The sequence below is a fragment of the Coleofasciculaceae cyanobacterium genome (assembly GCA_036703275.1).
Classification (GTDB): Bacteria; Cyanobacteriota; Cyanobacteriia; order Cyanobacteriales; family Xenococcaceae; genus Waterburya.
The window spans coordinates 1-15,918 of record DATNPK010000025.1 but is presented as its reverse complement, the minus strand read 5'-3'; the positions used below and the strand labels follow the sequence as shown (position 1 = coordinate 15,918).

The 15,918-nt window shown below is 38.9% G+C and carries 17 protein-coding genes; 7 read left to right on the top strand and 10 right to left on the bottom strand.

Features of this window, described 5'->3' with window-relative positions; genetic code table 11:
• Window positions 1-318: 318 nt before the first annotated feature.
• Window positions 319-1,533 carry a 2-dehydropantoate 2-reductase N-terminal domain-containing protein gene (locus V6C71_05235; protein HEY9767900.1) on the bottom strand — a complete coding sequence of 405 codons (1,215 nt, stop codon included), beginning with the start codon at window positions 1,531-1,533 and terminating at the stop codon, window positions 319-321.
• 450 nt (window positions 1,534-1,983) lie between these two features.
• Between V6C71_05235 and V6C71_05230 the strand changes: the two genes are divergently transcribed.
• Window positions 1,984-2,574, top strand: a complete 591-nt coding sequence (locus tag V6C71_05230) for a hypothetical protein (GenBank protein HEY9767899.1) — start codon at window positions 1,984-1,986, stop codon at window positions 2,572-2,574.
• 68 nt (window positions 2,575-2,642) lie between these two features.
• Here V6C71_05230 and V6C71_05225 read toward each other — a convergent pair whose 3' ends face one another.
• The 7 genes from V6C71_05225 to V6C71_05195 form a co-directional block, all read right to left on the bottom strand.
• Complete coding sequence (locus V6C71_05225; protein ID HEY9767898.1) at window positions 2,643-2,861, bottom strand: hypothetical protein; 219 nt, start codon at window positions 2,859-2,861, stop codon at window positions 2,643-2,645.
• Window positions 2,858-3,634, bottom strand: coding sequence for an MBL fold metallo-hydrolase (locus V6C71_05220; GenBank protein ID HEY9767897.1), 777 nt, complete (start codon window positions 3,632-3,634; stop codon window positions 2,858-2,860). The genes V6C71_05225 and V6C71_05220 overlap by 4 nt, the downstream gene beginning before the upstream one ends.
• 71 nt (window positions 3,635-3,705) lie before the next feature.
• Window positions 3,706-4,320, bottom strand: a complete 615-nt coding sequence (locus V6C71_05215; GenBank protein HEY9767896.1) for an aminodeoxychorismate/anthranilate synthase component II — start codon at window positions 4,318-4,320, stop codon at window positions 3,706-3,708.
• 12 nt (window positions 4,321-4,332) lie between these two features.
• A complete protein-coding gene (locus V6C71_05210) occupies window positions 4,333-4,785 on the bottom strand; it encodes a diacylglycerol kinase family protein (protein ID HEY9767895.1) in 453 nt (150 codons plus the stop codon).
• 165 nt (window positions 4,786-4,950) lie between these two features.
• The gene (gene ybeY / locus V6C71_05205) at window positions 4,951-5,466 is read right to left on the bottom strand and encodes an rRNA maturation RNase YbeY (protein ID HEY9767894.1); all 516 of its coding nucleotides are present in this window, start codon (window positions 5,464-5,466) and stop codon (window positions 4,951-4,953) included.
• 12 nt (window positions 5,467-5,478) lie between these two features.
• On the bottom strand, window positions 5,479-5,694 hold the full coding sequence (locus V6C71_05200) for a DUF3285 domain-containing protein (GenBank protein HEY9767893.1): 216 nt from the start codon (window positions 5,692-5,694) through the stop codon (window positions 5,479-5,481).
• A 46-nt stretch (window positions 5,695-5,740) separates the two neighbouring features.
• The gene (locus tag V6C71_05195; protein ID HEY9767892.1) at window positions 5,741-6,451 is read right to left on the bottom strand and encodes a diacylglycerol/polyprenol kinase family protein; all 711 of its coding nucleotides are present in this window, start codon (window positions 6,449-6,451) and stop codon (window positions 5,741-5,743) included.
• 200 nt (window positions 6,452-6,651) lie between these two features.
• Here V6C71_05195 and V6C71_05190 point away from each other — a divergent pair, with 200 nt between their 5' ends.
• Complete coding sequence (locus V6C71_05190) at window positions 6,652-8,298, top strand: mechanosensitive ion channel family protein (GenBank protein HEY9767891.1); 1,647 nt, start codon at window positions 6,652-6,654, stop codon at window positions 8,296-8,298.
• Here V6C71_05190 and V6C71_05185 read toward each other — a convergent pair.
• On the bottom strand, window positions 8,295-9,599 hold the full coding sequence (locus V6C71_05185; protein HEY9767890.1) for a Glu/Leu/Phe/Val dehydrogenase: 1,305 nt from the start codon (window positions 9,597-9,599) through the stop codon (window positions 8,295-8,297). The two genes, V6C71_05190 and V6C71_05185, sit on opposite strands and share 4 nt — an antisense overlap.
• Window positions 9,600-9,827: 228 nt before the next feature.
• Between V6C71_05185 and V6C71_05180 the strand changes: the two genes are divergently transcribed.
• From V6C71_05180 to V6C71_05160, 5 genes are all read left to right on the top strand, one after another.
• Window positions 9,828-12,521, top strand: a complete 2,694-nt coding sequence (locus V6C71_05180; GenBank protein ID HEY9767889.1) for an efflux RND transporter permease subunit — start codon at window positions 9,828-9,830, stop codon at window positions 12,519-12,521.
• Between the two features lie 15 nt (window positions 12,522-12,536).
• Window positions 12,537-12,671 (top strand): hypothetical protein, encoded by a 135-nt coding sequence (locus V6C71_05175; protein HEY9767888.1) that lies wholly within the window; start codon window positions 12,537-12,539, stop codon window positions 12,669-12,671.
• Window positions 12,672-12,886: 215 nt separating this feature from the next.
• Entirely contained in the window at window positions 12,887-13,918 is a 1,032-nt protein-coding gene (locus V6C71_05170) for an ABC transporter substrate-binding protein (protein HEY9767887.1), read from the top strand.
• A 120-nt stretch (window positions 13,919-14,038) separates the two neighbouring features.
• The gene (locus V6C71_05165) at window positions 14,039-14,881 is read left to right on the top strand and encodes an ABC transporter permease (GenBank protein HEY9767886.1); all 843 of its coding nucleotides are present in this window, start codon (window positions 14,039-14,041) and stop codon (window positions 14,879-14,881) included.
• 102 nt (window positions 14,882-14,983) lie between these two features.
• The gene (locus tag V6C71_05160; GenBank protein ID HEY9767885.1) at window positions 14,984-15,745 is read left to right on the top strand and encodes an ABC transporter ATP-binding protein; all 762 of its coding nucleotides are present in this window, start codon (window positions 14,984-14,986) and stop codon (window positions 15,743-15,745) included.
• Here V6C71_05160 and V6C71_05155 read toward each other — a convergent pair.
• On the bottom strand, window positions 15,738-15,918 hold a 181-nt coding region (locus V6C71_05155), incomplete at its 5' end, for a hypothetical protein (protein ID HEY9767884.1). The genes V6C71_05160 and V6C71_05155 overlap by 8 nt on opposite strands.

Sequence of the window (15,918 nt, the reverse complement as noted above, 5' to 3'; positions counted from 1 at the left end):
TAGCAATCTATACTACTTGGCAAAGAAGCGACTTTTGGTTGACCAGAGTTGTTCTGTGAACGGTGACTTTTTAAAAATGTATTATTCTGTTTAGATTGCTTAGATACAGATCTCATTAGTACTCTGCTACGATGATTTTGAATGGCTTCAGTAGAGGTAGGGTGTATATATAGATCCTTTTCATGATGAGTATTAGAGTAATTACGGCTTGTAGGTTTGAACGCTATAAAAAAAAGCAAGGATAGTAACTTTATTTTTCATATCCTGATTCGGCAACGCCCAATTTTTGATTAGAAGCAAAATCACGCCAAGATAAAGCTAACTAATTAGTGCCGATACATTTACCTGAACAAGATGAGTCAGTAAATTAGATATCTGCCATTTATTTACAAGGCTGCTTTGGCAAACATCATTAGTTAACGTACAGTAGCCAGAAGAATGATCTAAGGTGAGAATATGTGACTTACCGTTGGAGCTTTTCAGGCTGTAGGTTTGGCATAACTGTAGTAATTCACTCAAACTATACAAAGTTGGTACTTTAAGCTGGGCGATTTTTGCCATTTCTACCAGTGCTGTAATTAAACTAACTTCCCCTGGTTTATGTTGAGAAAAATCTTGGGCGAGAGAAGGGAGATGACTTTGGCTACCTGGAGTTTTAATATAAGCATAAATTTTTTGTTCAGTGGGTAAATCTTCTGGTTTGATACCATAACGAACAAAAATATAGTTGACCTCGGCAATCACAGTTTTAATTAGACTGTTTGTGTGAGAATTAGTAGTTAAGTCGGCAATTACCTTTCCAGTCAAAGCCGACAAAACATTAGTAGTAACGTTAATGGCTAGTTTGTTACATACTGCTGCGCGTATTTCGCTTGTATAGGTAGCGGTTACGCCATGGTGAGAAAACAATTCGCATAAATGCTTGACTATAATTTGTTGTTTTGAATTGCAATTACCGTTTTTGGTTAAACCGAGAATTAATTGAGGCGGCTTTCTGACTTCAATTTCTGCTTGGGCTGTTCTGCGACAAGGAGCTTTTACTACACAGCCTGCCAAAGTGAATTTGCTTAAATTTTTATAGAGATAGCCATTTTGATCGACACTATCTAAATAAGGACGAGAACTTAACTTATTAAATAGGTTTTGGCTGAGTAAATTTAAATAGCTATCGTCATCAAACCACCAGTAGGGAATTCCATTTTGAGCATGAATCAAAATTGTATTTGAGTTGGAGTGAGCTTGGATATAAGAAACAACATCATGTAGATGATTGCTTTTAATAGCAACAATAATTAGGTCAAACTTTTCAACGAGATACGTTGCCGTATCGAGAAATCGAACTTGAGGATTGGATGGTGAAATCCACAATTTTTCTCCGTTGGCGTAATGTATTTTTAAACCCTGTTCTTGTAGCTGATGAGTGTAGTTGCTGCCAGGTTTACTAGCAAAAGTAATTTTCAAATTAGCTTTAACTAGAGAAGCTCCCAATAACGCGCCAACTGAGCCGGCACCAATCACTAAAATGTTATCCATAGGAAATTTTATTGGCTTTCTGCCAATAACTGTTGACGGCTGTAAATAAACTTTTATAACTGTCGAAGTCGGTTAACTTATTGTTCTGTAAAAATTTTGTGCCAAAATTTGTTACTTCAATTAATTGATGATTTTGCCTAGTAGCTAGCGCGAGCGCGTTATTAAACTCCTAAATAAGCTATCAAGACACTGTCTTAAAATCTTAAAATTAATATATTAAAATTAAATTAAGCTTTTAATATGATCTATTTATTTAACAGTTTATTGTTGATTAGTGTGGCGGTAATTTTTCGACAATTTGAGCGCAATTAGAAAACTGTCTTATTTCCTGGCTCAATAACATCAACTGTAGTTTCTCTTCAAATTCAGTCTTCTGTTCTACTTACAGCAAATTTTTTTAGGGAATAAAAGTAGTACAATAATATTGAATTTTTTGGATTTTTACTTAAAATGACCAAGACCCCAGCAGTTTCTCATTTTGTGGCAGTCAGCGATCTTTCCAAGCCAGCAGCAGAGCAAGAAGGAATTTTAGTCGAAGTACCAGGAACAGGAGACACTAAGAAAAATCGTGCTAAAGCTTTAGATATCGTGCAAGAGATGTGGGAAAAAGAAGAGATTGATGTCAATCGTTTTCCTGATGGTTTAACATCAGACCATATTTTTTATGTACCCTCAGATAGTCCTCAAGTAAAATCTACCAAAGCCGTGTCAGATAGTCAGGAATTATTGCCCATTGTTCAGGGAGCGCAAGAAATTATTCAGTTAACTAAACTACAGTTAGAGGTGCAGGAAGCATCAGAAGAAGCAGAGCAATATGTTCCAATTATTAAAGTAGTTTTAGAGCGATCGCGTCCTTTATCTCCCGAAGAGAAAGAATTAGCTAAAGATAAAAAATACGGCAAAACCATTGAAAAACTCGGCTCGGTAGTAGCCGCCCAAGAGGAATTTCAGGAAACTTGTTCGGGTAATGGTAATTTGGTTTTAAATGCGATCGCCTGGCAACTTAGTCAGGGTGCTGAACCTCACGCAGATAAGAATTGATTGGGTTCGGTAAAGTAATGGTGGTAGAGACATTCGAGAGAACGTCTCTACTGTCAACAGTAATGAATTTAGCGATCGCACTCACAACAACGAACGCAGATCCTAAACACGGCAACAACTGCGAGGATTTCTGCACCCAATAAATACATTTGGGGAGTCAGACAAAGACCCCAGACAAGAAAAATTGCGCCAATAATTGCTGCTGATAGTTGAGTTATTTCTTCTGTGGACTTTAAACCCCAGGCGATAGAACCTACACCAAGTCCCAGGAAAATTATAAAGCTCATGAGCTGTAATCTAAAACTCTAACTAAAGTTGTATCGCCAGTCAGATAAGACTTCTTGACTGTAAAGCGATCGCTTCCTACCTGAGCAACTTCGAGATCATCTACTAAGCCAAGAAACTGTTCTACAGGTGCTAAATCACAATTTTCTTTATTCGCTGCACTAGTCTGGTAGTGAGTCGGGATTACCATCTTAGGATTGAGAACTTTGACTACCTGTTTTGCCTCTTGAGGATTATAGGCTTTCATTCCTCCACCAACAGGAGTAAGCAGAATATCTGCACCGCTTAAGAGAATTTTATCTTCTGTAGCTAAAGGAGCCGCAGCACCGCCTAAATGCAGGATATTGACCCCTCCTTGAGTCCATCGCCAAGCAATATTTGTACCAAAGCGACGACCTGACTCGCGATCGTGCGGTAAAGAAAATCCTTGAAATTTAATGCCGGCAAACTGGTGAACACCTCGTTCGGTAATCACTTCGGGATTGCCTTTTACTGACTCAACTGCACCCTCATCTAAGAGGAAGCTGCTCACTAACACCACATCAGGCTGTAGATCTGGTAAGGTATAGCCTGCGGTACAGCCAACTGATTCGTAGGGATTGACTAGTACTTTTAAACCACTACCCGTAAATAAAAAACAGGTGTGTCCTAAATACTGAATACTAACTCCATCAGAATTATCCTGAGCCAAAATAGTTCGACGAGACATTAAACCTGTAGCGATCGCCGTTGTCAAACCGATTCCACCGTAGCGGATTAATTGTCGACGTTTCATAAAATGCTAAATTAAATAACTAAATAACGTTTACTGCACCTATATCGTAAGGGGGATCAAAATAATTCGTTTTAATCAGAATTAGGTAACGGTTTCCCATCTAGAGATTGCAAAAAATTACGTAATAATAATTTCCCATTATCCGTCAAAATGCTTTCAGGATGAAACTGTACTCCCTGAAGATGATGATAGTCTCGATGACGAACACCCATAATCGTGCCGTCTTCTACCCAAGCTGTAACTTCTAAAGTATCGGGAATGGTCTGAGGTTCAATGACCAAACTGTGATACCTAGTAGCGGTGAAAGGAGATTTTAATCCAGCAAATACGCCGACATTTTGGTGATGTATCATAGATGTTTTACCGTGCATCAGCACAGGTGCAGAAACTATCTTGCCGCCAAAAGCTTGACCAATACTTTGATGACCCAAACAAACACCCAATATAGGAATCTGAAAACCCAGTTTTTCGATTAATTGAAGCGATATTCCTGCATCTTCTGGACGACCAGGACCTGGCGAGATTAAAATTCCGTCTGGCTTAAGCTGATCAATCAGATCGATATCGATAGCATCGTTGCGATAAACCTGTATATCTGATGCTACAGGCAATTCCTGAGCCAGCTCTCCTAGATACTGCACCAAATTATAGGTAAAGCTATCATAATTATCAATAACTATAATCAAGTTAAATCTCCATTACATCATAAGCATAATACGCTGAAATAACGGCGGAAGCAAGATAAATGTTGCTACGATTACTGCTGCGATCGCGCTAACTAATACTGCTCCAGCAGCACAATCCTTGGCTATTTTAGCTAGCTCATGATAACTCTGCTTAACTGTTAGATCGACAACAGATTCAATTGCCGTATTGATCAATTCCAAGACCATGACAATAGCACAGGTCATGGTGATTACTGCCATTTCTATAGCATCAATTCTCAAGACAGCACCCAAACTTACTGCGAAGATGCCAATAAAAGTATGAATGCGAAAGTTTCGTTGTGTAGCAAAAGCGTAGCGCAGACCAGCCCAAGCATATTTAAAACTTAAAAATAAATTTGGTGCTACCTGCCAGGCTAAGTTACGAATAATTTTTGGATTAGCTATAGATGATTCTTGAGTAGGGGCAATAGTAGAAGATTTCATATTTATATTGATTAAAGACAGTTTCGGATTGGTTTTTTGGTTTGATTCAATCATAGCGATAGACTCAATATTAATCCGTATATGTATTTATTTATAACCTAATAATTACTAAACAAAATGTTCAAATAAAACAGTATAAATATTGGCAATTTATCAACATTTTGCTTAAATATTTAGTAATTGAATTAGTTTAGACTGCTGCTGCAACATCTGCTGTAAGCGGAGATCGTCAGGATGATCCCAACCGAGAAGGTGCAACAAGCCATGGCTAGCTAACCAAGCCAACTCTATAATAAAAGAATGCTGTTGTTCGATTGCCTGTCGAGCAGCAGTATCTAAAGAGATAATAATGTCTCCCAAATATACAGGTTCAGCAATATCTATAGGAAGAGTAATATTTGCTTCCGTAGCAGCAAAAGCCAAGACATCTGTCGGTTTGTCTAAACAGCGATATTGATGATTAAATGCTTGAATTTGGCGATCGCTGGTTAGGCGTAGACTAAGTTCGCAACTTGTGCCTAGCTGAGTATTAGTAGAACTTAATAACTGCAACCAATCCTCAAACCAATTAACCCACGGAATCAAGTTGATTTCGAGCAAATCTGACTCAGACAAACTCCCTTGATAATCATTTTCTACATAAATTATGGCATCTATAGGTTGTTTAACAATTATATTCATACATAATTTTGTTTATGGTTTGGTTAAATAAGCTAGACCGATTAAAAGCCCTACTAGACCAACGGTAGTCAGAAAAAAGTGCCATAAAGACTGTTTTCCTTTGCGAACCATGTTCCTCATTGCTAACTTAACATAGCTATCTTTTGCTTGAGCAATTTGGGGGAGATCTTCTACCTTTTTTTCTTGAGAAATAGGTTCTTCAATTGGTTGAGGAGCAGAATTTGTCATTATTAAAAGTAATCTGGCTAAATATTAAAGTTTATTTGGTCGATATTTAATTTAATAATAGTGCCTGAACACCAAAAAAACACAAGAATCCACTAGCTAAAGGAACGGTTAGATTATCTATGCCTAGCTTAGAAAATGCTTCGGCGATTGTGGCGACCAAAGCAACCACTATCGAAATTGTCCACGTTTGCCAGCTATTTCCCTCTACCAAAAATAACCAAGTCCCGATAACAGTTAAGGCAACTAATGCCATTGCTAGAGAACCTTCCCAGCTTTTAGTTATCTGTCCTACCTGATACTTGTGTTTACCAAAACGCTGACCAATAATCGCCGCCATGCCGTCTCCCCACGCCATAACTAAAATACCGATGACCGCATACTGAGGACTACTCCGCCAAAAACAGGCAGCTAAAATACCCATGCTGAGCGCATAAAATAGTGTGCCAAAACTTTTACGTCCTACACTTTCAATGCTGGGTAAGATCGGGATTAGGTAAGATACAATAGCGATCGCTGCTGCAATAATAGCTGCACCGATAATTACGCCTCTAGATATATCTAGCCACCAAGCCAATAAAATTACGTTGCCGCTACCGATATGAACCACTTTGCGAGTCAATTCAGGATCGTCGGTTAGTAGGCGACTGAGAAATTCTGCCAAAATCACCAATGTAGCCAGGTAAAGAAAAACTAAACCCAAAGGATAGGCAAGACTCCCCCAAAAACTGTCGAGCGAAGTCAATTCTGAATTAGTCATAAATTTAGAGATTTGGATTGGACAGACAAAAATAGATTGACGGTTGAGCAATTCAATTTAGCAGTAATTTGGCAATTGATTCTGAGCAGGCAGACTAAAAGACTTGTAAAAATCACCCTTGAGAATTTAACTTTATAAAACTATTATTCATTGTAGATTGTTGTAGATTGCCTTAGTTAAGACCAAACCGTTGTCAATATATGCTTAAGAAAAAGCTCTTAGTAGCTCTATTAATTTTAAGTTCAACAATTACCGTGGGAATTGCTCCAGCCACAGCACAATTACCCTTCTTGCCAGATTTGGCAATATATTCCCAATTACTGCGTCAAGTACAGAAAAATTCCTTCAATTCTGCTTGTATTCGTTTGGATGGACGCTGTTTGTTTAAGCTGTCTGCTACGGATGATGAATTGTTATCTGACAGAATTAGCGAAATTCAGGCACGTTTTGGCGAAATAACCGCAGATTACTTAGCCGATCGCAGTAATGACTCGGAAGTTGCGGTAAAACCAAACGGTAATTTACAAGATCTATATCTGACTATTGGGGATCGCTCAGAACGTTTGTTTACCGTAACCAATACCGATGCTCAAGCGAATGATGTGGGTGTACCAGTTAGGGCGAGGGAACTTAAATCGACGATTGAGCAAGGTTTAGCAACAGCCAGACAACAGCGATCGCATCGATATTTAACAAAACAGGTCATCATCGGATTATGTATTTTTGCTGTGATGTGGCTGAGTAATTTTCCTTTAAATCGGGAAATTAGAAAACTACGTAAATCAGCTAAACAACTAGCTCCAACAGCCAGTTTAAAAAGCTTATCTGTACCAGAGCAGTTGGCTCGTCGGCAAAAATGGAATTTAACTGAAATTCACTATCGACTGCTGCAATTAGTTCAAGCTTTAGTTTGGTGTGGTGGAACTCTATTTATCTTCGATTTATACCCGCAGACGCGCATCATCCCTGTTTTACTGATTGCAGCTTTGAAAATTCCTTTCCGTATTGGTGTCGTGGCTTTAATTGTCTACTTTTTAATTCGTTGGACTTATTTTCTAATCGCTAAACTCAGTGCAGCAGCACTCGATAGACAACCTGAAGATCCAAAAGTTAACCAGCGAGGAAAGTTAAGGATTAATACTACAACTCGAATTTTACGTAGTGCAGTAACCATTGTTTGGGCTGGCGTGGGAATTCTAGCTGCCTTTTGGGTAAATGGAGTTAATTTAGCACCTCTTTTGGCTGGTGCAGGTATATTTGGCTTGGGTATCTCACTGGCTTCACAAAACCTGATCAAAGATGCGATTAACGGCTTTATTATCATTTGGGACGATCGCTATGCTGTAGGAGATATTGTTGATATTGGTACAGTCAGTGGTTTGGTCGAAAATATCAATTTGCGGATTACCCAATTAAGAGATGCGCAAGGACGATTAATTACCATACCCAATAGTGCGATTGATATTGTGGCAAACAGTTCTAGCCAGTGGTCTAGAGCCGATATTAACATTCCCGTCGCCTATCAAACAAACATCGATCGCGCTTTAGATATAGTCACTCAAGTAGCCCAAGACATGACGCAATGTTCTGATTGGTGTGAACGGATTTGGGAGTTTCCCGAGATTTTGGGCGTAGAACAGTTCAGCGATCGCGGAATCTTAATTCGCGTCTGGATCAAAACTGAACCATTGAAGCAGTGGGAAGTTGCTCGAGAATTTCGCCGCCGAGTTAAAATAGCCTTCGATCGAGCAGGAATTCCCATTCCAGCACCACAACAAGAGATATTGATAGATAACAAGAATCTTAATAGCCAAGAAGAGACAACCCAGCTAAGATTTAATAATTAATTAGCAATAAAATAATTCCTGGTTCCTTTAGCATCTAATGCTGTTGCCAATCTTTTAAGAGCCTGAACATAAGCAGCGGTGCGAATATCAATATTTAAGTTTTTACTGAGATGCCAAACCTGTTCTGCTTCTTGGCGCATCTTTTCTTGAAGACGTTGATTAACTTCTTGTAGTGTCCAATACCAACCGCTACGATTTTGCACCCATTCAAAATAACTAACGGTAACGCCTCCAGCATTGACTAAAATATCAGGGAAGACATAAGTTCCGTTTTCGCCAAGTATTTGATCGGCATCGGAATTTATTGGGCCATTGGCGACTTCAAAGATATATTTAGCTTTGATAGCTTCGGCATTGTGTTGGGTAATTTGATTTTCTAAAGCAGCAGGAATCAAGACATCGACATCTAAAGCCAGCAGTTCTTGATTGGAAATAGTTTGATGTTCTACAATGCTGCATACAGTGTCGTGGCAATATACGGCTTTCATCTCACGACTTTGATCTTTGTGTTGCTTAATGCTGGCAATATCTAAACCCTGAGACGAGTAAATACCTCCTTTAGAATCGCTAACGGCGACTATTTTGTATCCTGCTTCAGCCAGTAACTCTGCCAAAGTTGAACCCGCATTGCCAAAACCTTGAATTGCTACGGTGGTTTCAGCGGGAATTAATTTAAATTTGGGCAACATAGCTTGAATTACGGTAAAGGCTCCCATTGCCGTAGCCGTGTCTCTGCCTCTACTTCCGCCCAATGCCAATGGCTTTCCTGTAACTACGCCACGACATAGGTGACGCTTAATCGTGCTGTATTGATCCATCATCCAGCCCATAATTACCGCATTGGTATAGACATCAGGGGCAAGAATATCTATATCTATACCAATAGCATCGGCGATCGCATCTACATAACCCCGACTCAATCTTTCTAATTCTGCCTTGGATAATTCTTTGGGATTTACGGTAATACCTCCTTTAGCACCACCGAAAGGCAAATCGAGCAAGGCACACTTAAACGTCATCCAAAAAGCTAAAGACTGTACCTCATCCAAACTTACCCCAGGATGATAACGAACTCCGCCTTTTCCCGCACCTCTAGTATCGTCGTAACGCACTCGATAACCTGAAAACACTTTTAAACTGTTATCGTCCATCCGCACGGGGATAGACACAATAAGGCTAGTTTTGGGGTGCTGTAAACGGGAGATCGCATCATCGGAAATATTAACGTGCTTTAAAGCCTGTTCTAATCTTTTACTGGCATCAGATAGTAATGAAGTCTTCAAGTTTTCTGTATTTTGCATCGCTATCTTTAAATTGCCGAAAGTACGTTCTTAATGTACGGTTTCTCGGTAGCTTATTTATGAGATGATGTTTGTTTTTAATTTTTATTCATAACTTTCTCTGCTTTATTTTGGCGATCGCTATGAAAATTCAGTGTCGATAATTTCTTAATTCACTACTAGTATTTAGTGAACAAGATGATACTCTTTCTGTAAGAATAGCGATTAGACTCTGTGTTTAATCTCCTGATGTTTAAGAAGCAGTTTAATCTTTCCCGTCTGGCAATCGAACATTCTCGTCTGACTATTTTCCTCTGGTTAACGATGGCAATAGCAGGCTTATTTGCTTTTAGTTCGCTGAAATATTCTTTATTTCCAGCCGTTAACTTTCCTATCGTAGTAATTCGCGCTCAGGCTGATACAACCTCAGTTTTAGCCACAGAAGCTAAAATAACTAATCCTTTAGAAAGTACATTAGCCGAAACTCCTGGATTAGCGCAGCTATTTTCTGCTACATATTTAGGACAAACGGTAGTCAATTTATTATTAGATACAAATATTGATATTGAAGAGGCTACCGCTACGATTGAAGCTAATCTTAAGCAAATATCTTTACCTTCTAGCACAGATTTAGAAATAATTCCTTTCAATCTTAACGAAACGAGCGCGATCAGCTACATTGTTACGGACGATACAAGCTTTGCCCTGCAAGGCCAGGATCGCGTCACCAATCAAGAACGCGACTTAGAAAAATTAAATAGTATTGCTTCGACTGAAATTATTCCCGCCATTAAACAACTACCAGGAGTTCAACGGGTTGATATTTTAGGAAATCTCGATAGCGATCTCAATCAGGAGATTCCCACTGCCAATAGTAATAGCTTAATCCACTTTAATGGCGAAAAGGCGATCGCTTTTCAGGTGATCAAACAAGCCGACGCAAATACACTAGAAGTTGTCAAGCAGGTTGAACAGCAAGTAGCTCAACTAAAACCGCGTTTGCCAAATGTAGAGTTAATTTTAGCTGAAACTCCCGCTGGCTATATTCGCGACAGCACTAAAGCGACAATTGAAACTTTATTAAGTGCGGTTGTTTTAGCAATTATGATTATTTTTCCGTTTCTACGTAATTTTAAAGCAACTTTAATTACGGCGATCGCTATTCCTGTATCTCTACTCGGTACATTTATTGTCATGGCGGTAGCGGGGTTTAACTTTGAAACCTTAACCCTGTTAGCTTTGGCTTTGGCTATAGGGATTATTGTCGATGATGCGATTGTCGAAGTAGAGAACATCATGCGTCATTTAGAAGCAGGAGAAAGCCCTCGTCAAGCGGCTTTTTCGGCTACTCGCGAGATTGGACTTACCGCCTCCATTTCCACTTTAACTATCGTTGCGGTATTTTTGCCTATAGGGTTGATGGGAGGCACACTAGGACAATTTTTTCGTCCATTTGGTTTAACTATTTCCGCAGCGGTGTTAACTTCTCTTTTGGCAGCCCGAACTTTAGTCCCAGTACTGGCTGTATACTGGCTCACACGTCAAGATATTAAACCAGGGAATCATCGACAAGGATTTATCGTCAACGGTTATCGTAATTTGCTGCAATGGTCATTAAACCACCGCCAACAAGTAGTGGGTATAGCGATCGCCAGTTTTATTGCAGGTATTGCTTTAATTCCGTTGATTCCTCAAGGTTTTGTTCCTCAATTGAATCGAGGGGAATTTAAAATTGTTTACACAACCCCATTACCAAAATTAGCCAATTCTGCACCAGAAGTAGAAAGTAATAACAATTCGCCCTCTAAAGATGAACCAGGAAGCAGTTTTAGCTGGCTGAAAAATATGGCGCGATCGCCAGAACAAATTCTGTTACGTCGAACTCTTACCGTAGGAGAACAAATAGAATCAACAGTTTTAGCTCATCCAGCCGTAGAATCTGTTTATACTATTGCGGGAGTTAGGGGTGAACCTAATAAAGGTCAGCTTTATATCAAATTAAAAGACAATCGCGCTTTAAATACTAGTCAGGTACAAGAATCTGTCCGTCAAAATTTACCCCAAATACCTAATGTAATTATCAGTGTTGAAGATATACCCTTTGTGGAAACGGGGGAAGATCCCTCTTTTAAAGTCTCTTTAGCAGGAGAAGATTTAGATAAATTAAGCAAAAGTGCGATCGCGTTTCAATCAGAAATCCAACAGTTATCAGGATTCAATGATGTTCGTGTGGACGGGGTTAGTCAACCTTTAACCAAAATTATCCATCTAGATCGCCAAAGAGTCGCCTATATCAACGCAAACTTGACGGCAGATCTAGGCATTGGCGATGCCACAAAACAAGCCAAGGCGATCGCTAATAAAATACTACCTGCTGATATTGATTTCGATTTGGAAGGAGATTCGGCCAGATCTAAAAAGATTCTGGGGGAATTCGCAATTACCCTAACTTTAGCGATAGTTTCAATGATGATAGTTCTCTATTTGCCGTTTCGTCGCTGGCTAGAACCATCGGTAATTGGTTTATCTTTACCATTGTCTATTGTGGGGGCAATGTTAGCCTTGCTAATTACCCAGAGTGATTTTGGCATGATTTCTTTAATTGGTTTGATTTTTCTGTTGGGTCTATTAGATAAAAACGCTATTTTACTTCTAGACTATGTTAATCAACTACGTGCTTCTGGAATGGATCGCACTGAAGCCATTTTAAACACTGGAGTAGTACGTTTACGCCCGATTGTCATGACTACCTTTTCCACTATCTTGGGAATGCTGCCGATCGCTTTAGGCTGGGGTGCGGGTTCGGAATTGCGTCAACCGATGGCTGTCGGCATTATTGGCGGTTTAATTACTTCTTCTCTGCTAAGTTTAATAGTTGTCCCCGTACTCTATACACTATTGGAAGATAGGAATTTGAAAAAGCAACGACATGCAAGCAAGTAATTGTATTTTCCAATTATGCACGAAAACCTAACGCAGGCTTTAATTTTAACTATAGATTCAGAATTTATAGGCGATCGTGTTAATTTAATGAACTATAATCCAACTACTTTTTTTGTAGCGGCTAAAACAGAAGCTGGTTTAAATCTTTGATTTGATTGGTAACTACCTTATGTAGAACAACCCAATAAATTAGTAAGTAAATATTAAAAACCTTAATTTTTATCAAAACACAATTTTTTAAAAAATTACCTATCGAGAGCAAGTTATTGTTGGCTAATATTTATAATTAATATTTACATTTTGGGCTAAAGGATTTATATTATTGCTCGCCCATACTTATATTTCTTAAATAATTATCAATTTGAATGAATAGAAGAAAAATACTATCATTACTTAGCGTATTTTGCCTCAGCTTAATATTAGCGATTAGCTGTTCTCAAGCCCCTCAAACATCAGATTCAGACAACCCAACTCCTGAAGAAAAAGCTATTGTTATTGGCTATAGCAACTGGGCTGGATGGTGGCCTTGGGCGATCGCCGAACAAGAAGGTATGTTTGCTAAAAATAACGTCAATGTTGAAATGAAGTGGTTTGACGGCTATCTTGAGTCAATGGAGGCCTTTGCTGCTGGTCAATTAGACGGTAATTGTCAAACTCTCAACGACACTATTTCTTTTGCTACTGATGCGATCAATGGAGAAGTAGCTATTTTAGTTAACGATAATTCCGCTGGAAACGACAAAATTATCGTCGCTGAAGATATTAATACTATTGAGGATTTAAAAGGCAAAAAAGTTGCTGTAGAAGAGGGAGTAGTAGACGACTTTCTGCTAACTTTGGCGTTGCAATCTAAGGGCATGAAGCGGTCAGATGTCGAAATTGTTCCTCTAGAAACGGGTGCTGCTGCTGCTGCTTTTGCGTCTGGACAAGCTGACGCTGTTGGTGCTTTTCCTCCTTTTTGGTTAACTGCACTCAAACGAGAAGGCTCTAAAGAATTAATTTCTTCGGCGGAGTTTCCTGGAGCAATTCCTGACTTATTGGTAGTAAGTCAAAAGCTCATTGATGAGCAGCCAGAAAAAGCTCAAGCACTGGTAAATACTTGGTATGATGTTATGGATTTTATGGCGCAAAATCCTGAAAAAGCCGATGAAATTATGGCAAATAGAGCAAGTGTTACTACAGAAGAATTACAGTTGTTTAAAAAAGGAACAAAAATGTTCACCATTGAAGACAATTTGACAGCATTTAGTAATGGTGACAGTATGAAACATATGCCCTATGCTGCCCCGCAAATGTCTGAATTTATGATCGAAGTAGGTTTTATTCCTGAAGCTCCAGATTTTACTAAGATTTTAGATAAACAGTTTGTTCAAGCTTATGCAGCTGCGGCAAAGTAATATTTAAAGATTAAGTAGCTAAAGTGTAGTTAGATTGTCTTGTAGCTACTTAATAAACAATTACCGCAGATCTTTTTCAATCGTTATCAATGATATTTGTAGACGTAATAATTATCAAGAATGGCTAAAAGTGAATCGTTTAAAGCTTTAAATTCTAGAGTTGTTAAAGATAATTTAAAGCCCTCTACTTTTTGGCGTATTGCTAAAGATATTCCTCAAAGTTTGTCTGGAATTTTAATTACCTTGTCGATCGCAATTCCTTTACTAATTTGGCTTTTGGTCAGTCAGTATGCAGGAATAAACTCGATTTTTTTACCGTCTCCTACTGATGTGATCGAAGCTTTTAAAAAATTATGGTCGCAGGGATATTTGGCAAAAGATGCATTCAGCAGCTTTGCTCGAGTTAGTATAGGGTTTATTCTTTCAGCGATCGTTGCTGTTCCCTTGGGGATTTTGATGGGAACTTTTGCCAGTATTCGGGCTTTGTTTGAACCAATTATTGGCATTGTGCGCTATATGCCTGCCCCTGCCTTTATTCCTTTATTAATTATCTATCTTGGCATTGATGAAGCACCCAAAATTGCGCTGATATTTATCGGCACGGTGTTTTTTAATATTTTGATGATTATGGACAGCGTTAAGTTTGTGCCTCAAGATTTAATCGAAACTACATATACTTTGGGGGGAAAGCGTTGGCAGATATTACTGGAAGTGATTACCCCCTATATTATTCCTCGTATTTTCGATACATTTCGGGTCAACATGGCAGCTTCTTGGAACTTGGTGGTGGTAGCCGAATTGCTGGCAGCCAATGAGGGTTTGGGCAAAAGAATCTTATTAGCTCAAAAGTTTCTCAGGACTGAAGAAATCTTTGCTTGTCTAATCGTCTTAGGTTTAATTGGTTTTGCGATCGACATTTTTTTTCGCTTGCTAGTTAGATTGACCTGTAAATGGGCATTCTAATTAAATTTACGTCAGCAAGTGCTACTTTTGATGTTGAGTAAAAAATAAATGATAAAAAGGTACAAGCAATTCCAACACCTAAAATGCTGCCCAAATTAATTAATGGTCATTATGCATCTGGAAATATCTCGTTTACACAAACAATTTTTGACCAAGAAAGGGGCAATAGTTGCTCTTAAAGATATTAATCTGCACGTTGAGACGGGAGAGTTTATCTGTGTGGTAGGTGCTTCGGGTTCTGGTAAATCTACCCTACTGCGGTTGATTGCGGGTTTAGATTTGCCCACATCAGGAACAATTACTGTAGACAATCAGATAATTATAGGGCCAGGTGCAGATCGAGGCATGGTGTTTCAGAAATATACTCTTTATCCCTGGATGACAGTTCAAAAGAATGTCGAATTTGGCTTAAAGCTATTAAAAGTTTCGGCTCAGGAACGAAAAGAAACAGCTTCTTATTACCTAAATATTGTCGGTCTGGCTAATTTTGCTAAATCTTTACCCAAAGAACTGTCAGGAGGCATGAAACAGCGGGTAGCAATCGCTCGTGCCTTAGCTACCAACCCGAAAATACTGCTTATGGACGAACCATTTGGGGCATTGGATATTCAAACCAAAGAAACTATGCAGCAGTTTCTCTTAGAAATTTGGCGTAAAACAGACTGCACTATTTTGATGATTACCCATGATGTAACAGAAGCCGTATTTTTATCCCAGAGAGTTTATGTCTTTTCTGCCCAACCAGGTACAGTCAAACAGGAATTTAAGATCGAGTTGCCTAGCGATCGCAATTATCAAATCAAACGCCAGCCAATTTTTCATCAACAGACCGATGAAATTATCGATCTACTAAAGTTTAGCTGAGATGAGCCAAGATTATCTGAAATACCTCTTTTGCTTCAATAGTTTTGCTATTTAATAAGTCTTGCTGTTGAGTAATTAACAATGGCGATCGCCCTACCGCCTGAGTAACATGACCATGAGAACCTTTGACTAAGCTGGCATCTAAAGGAATTACATCCATCAGGTATCGAAAA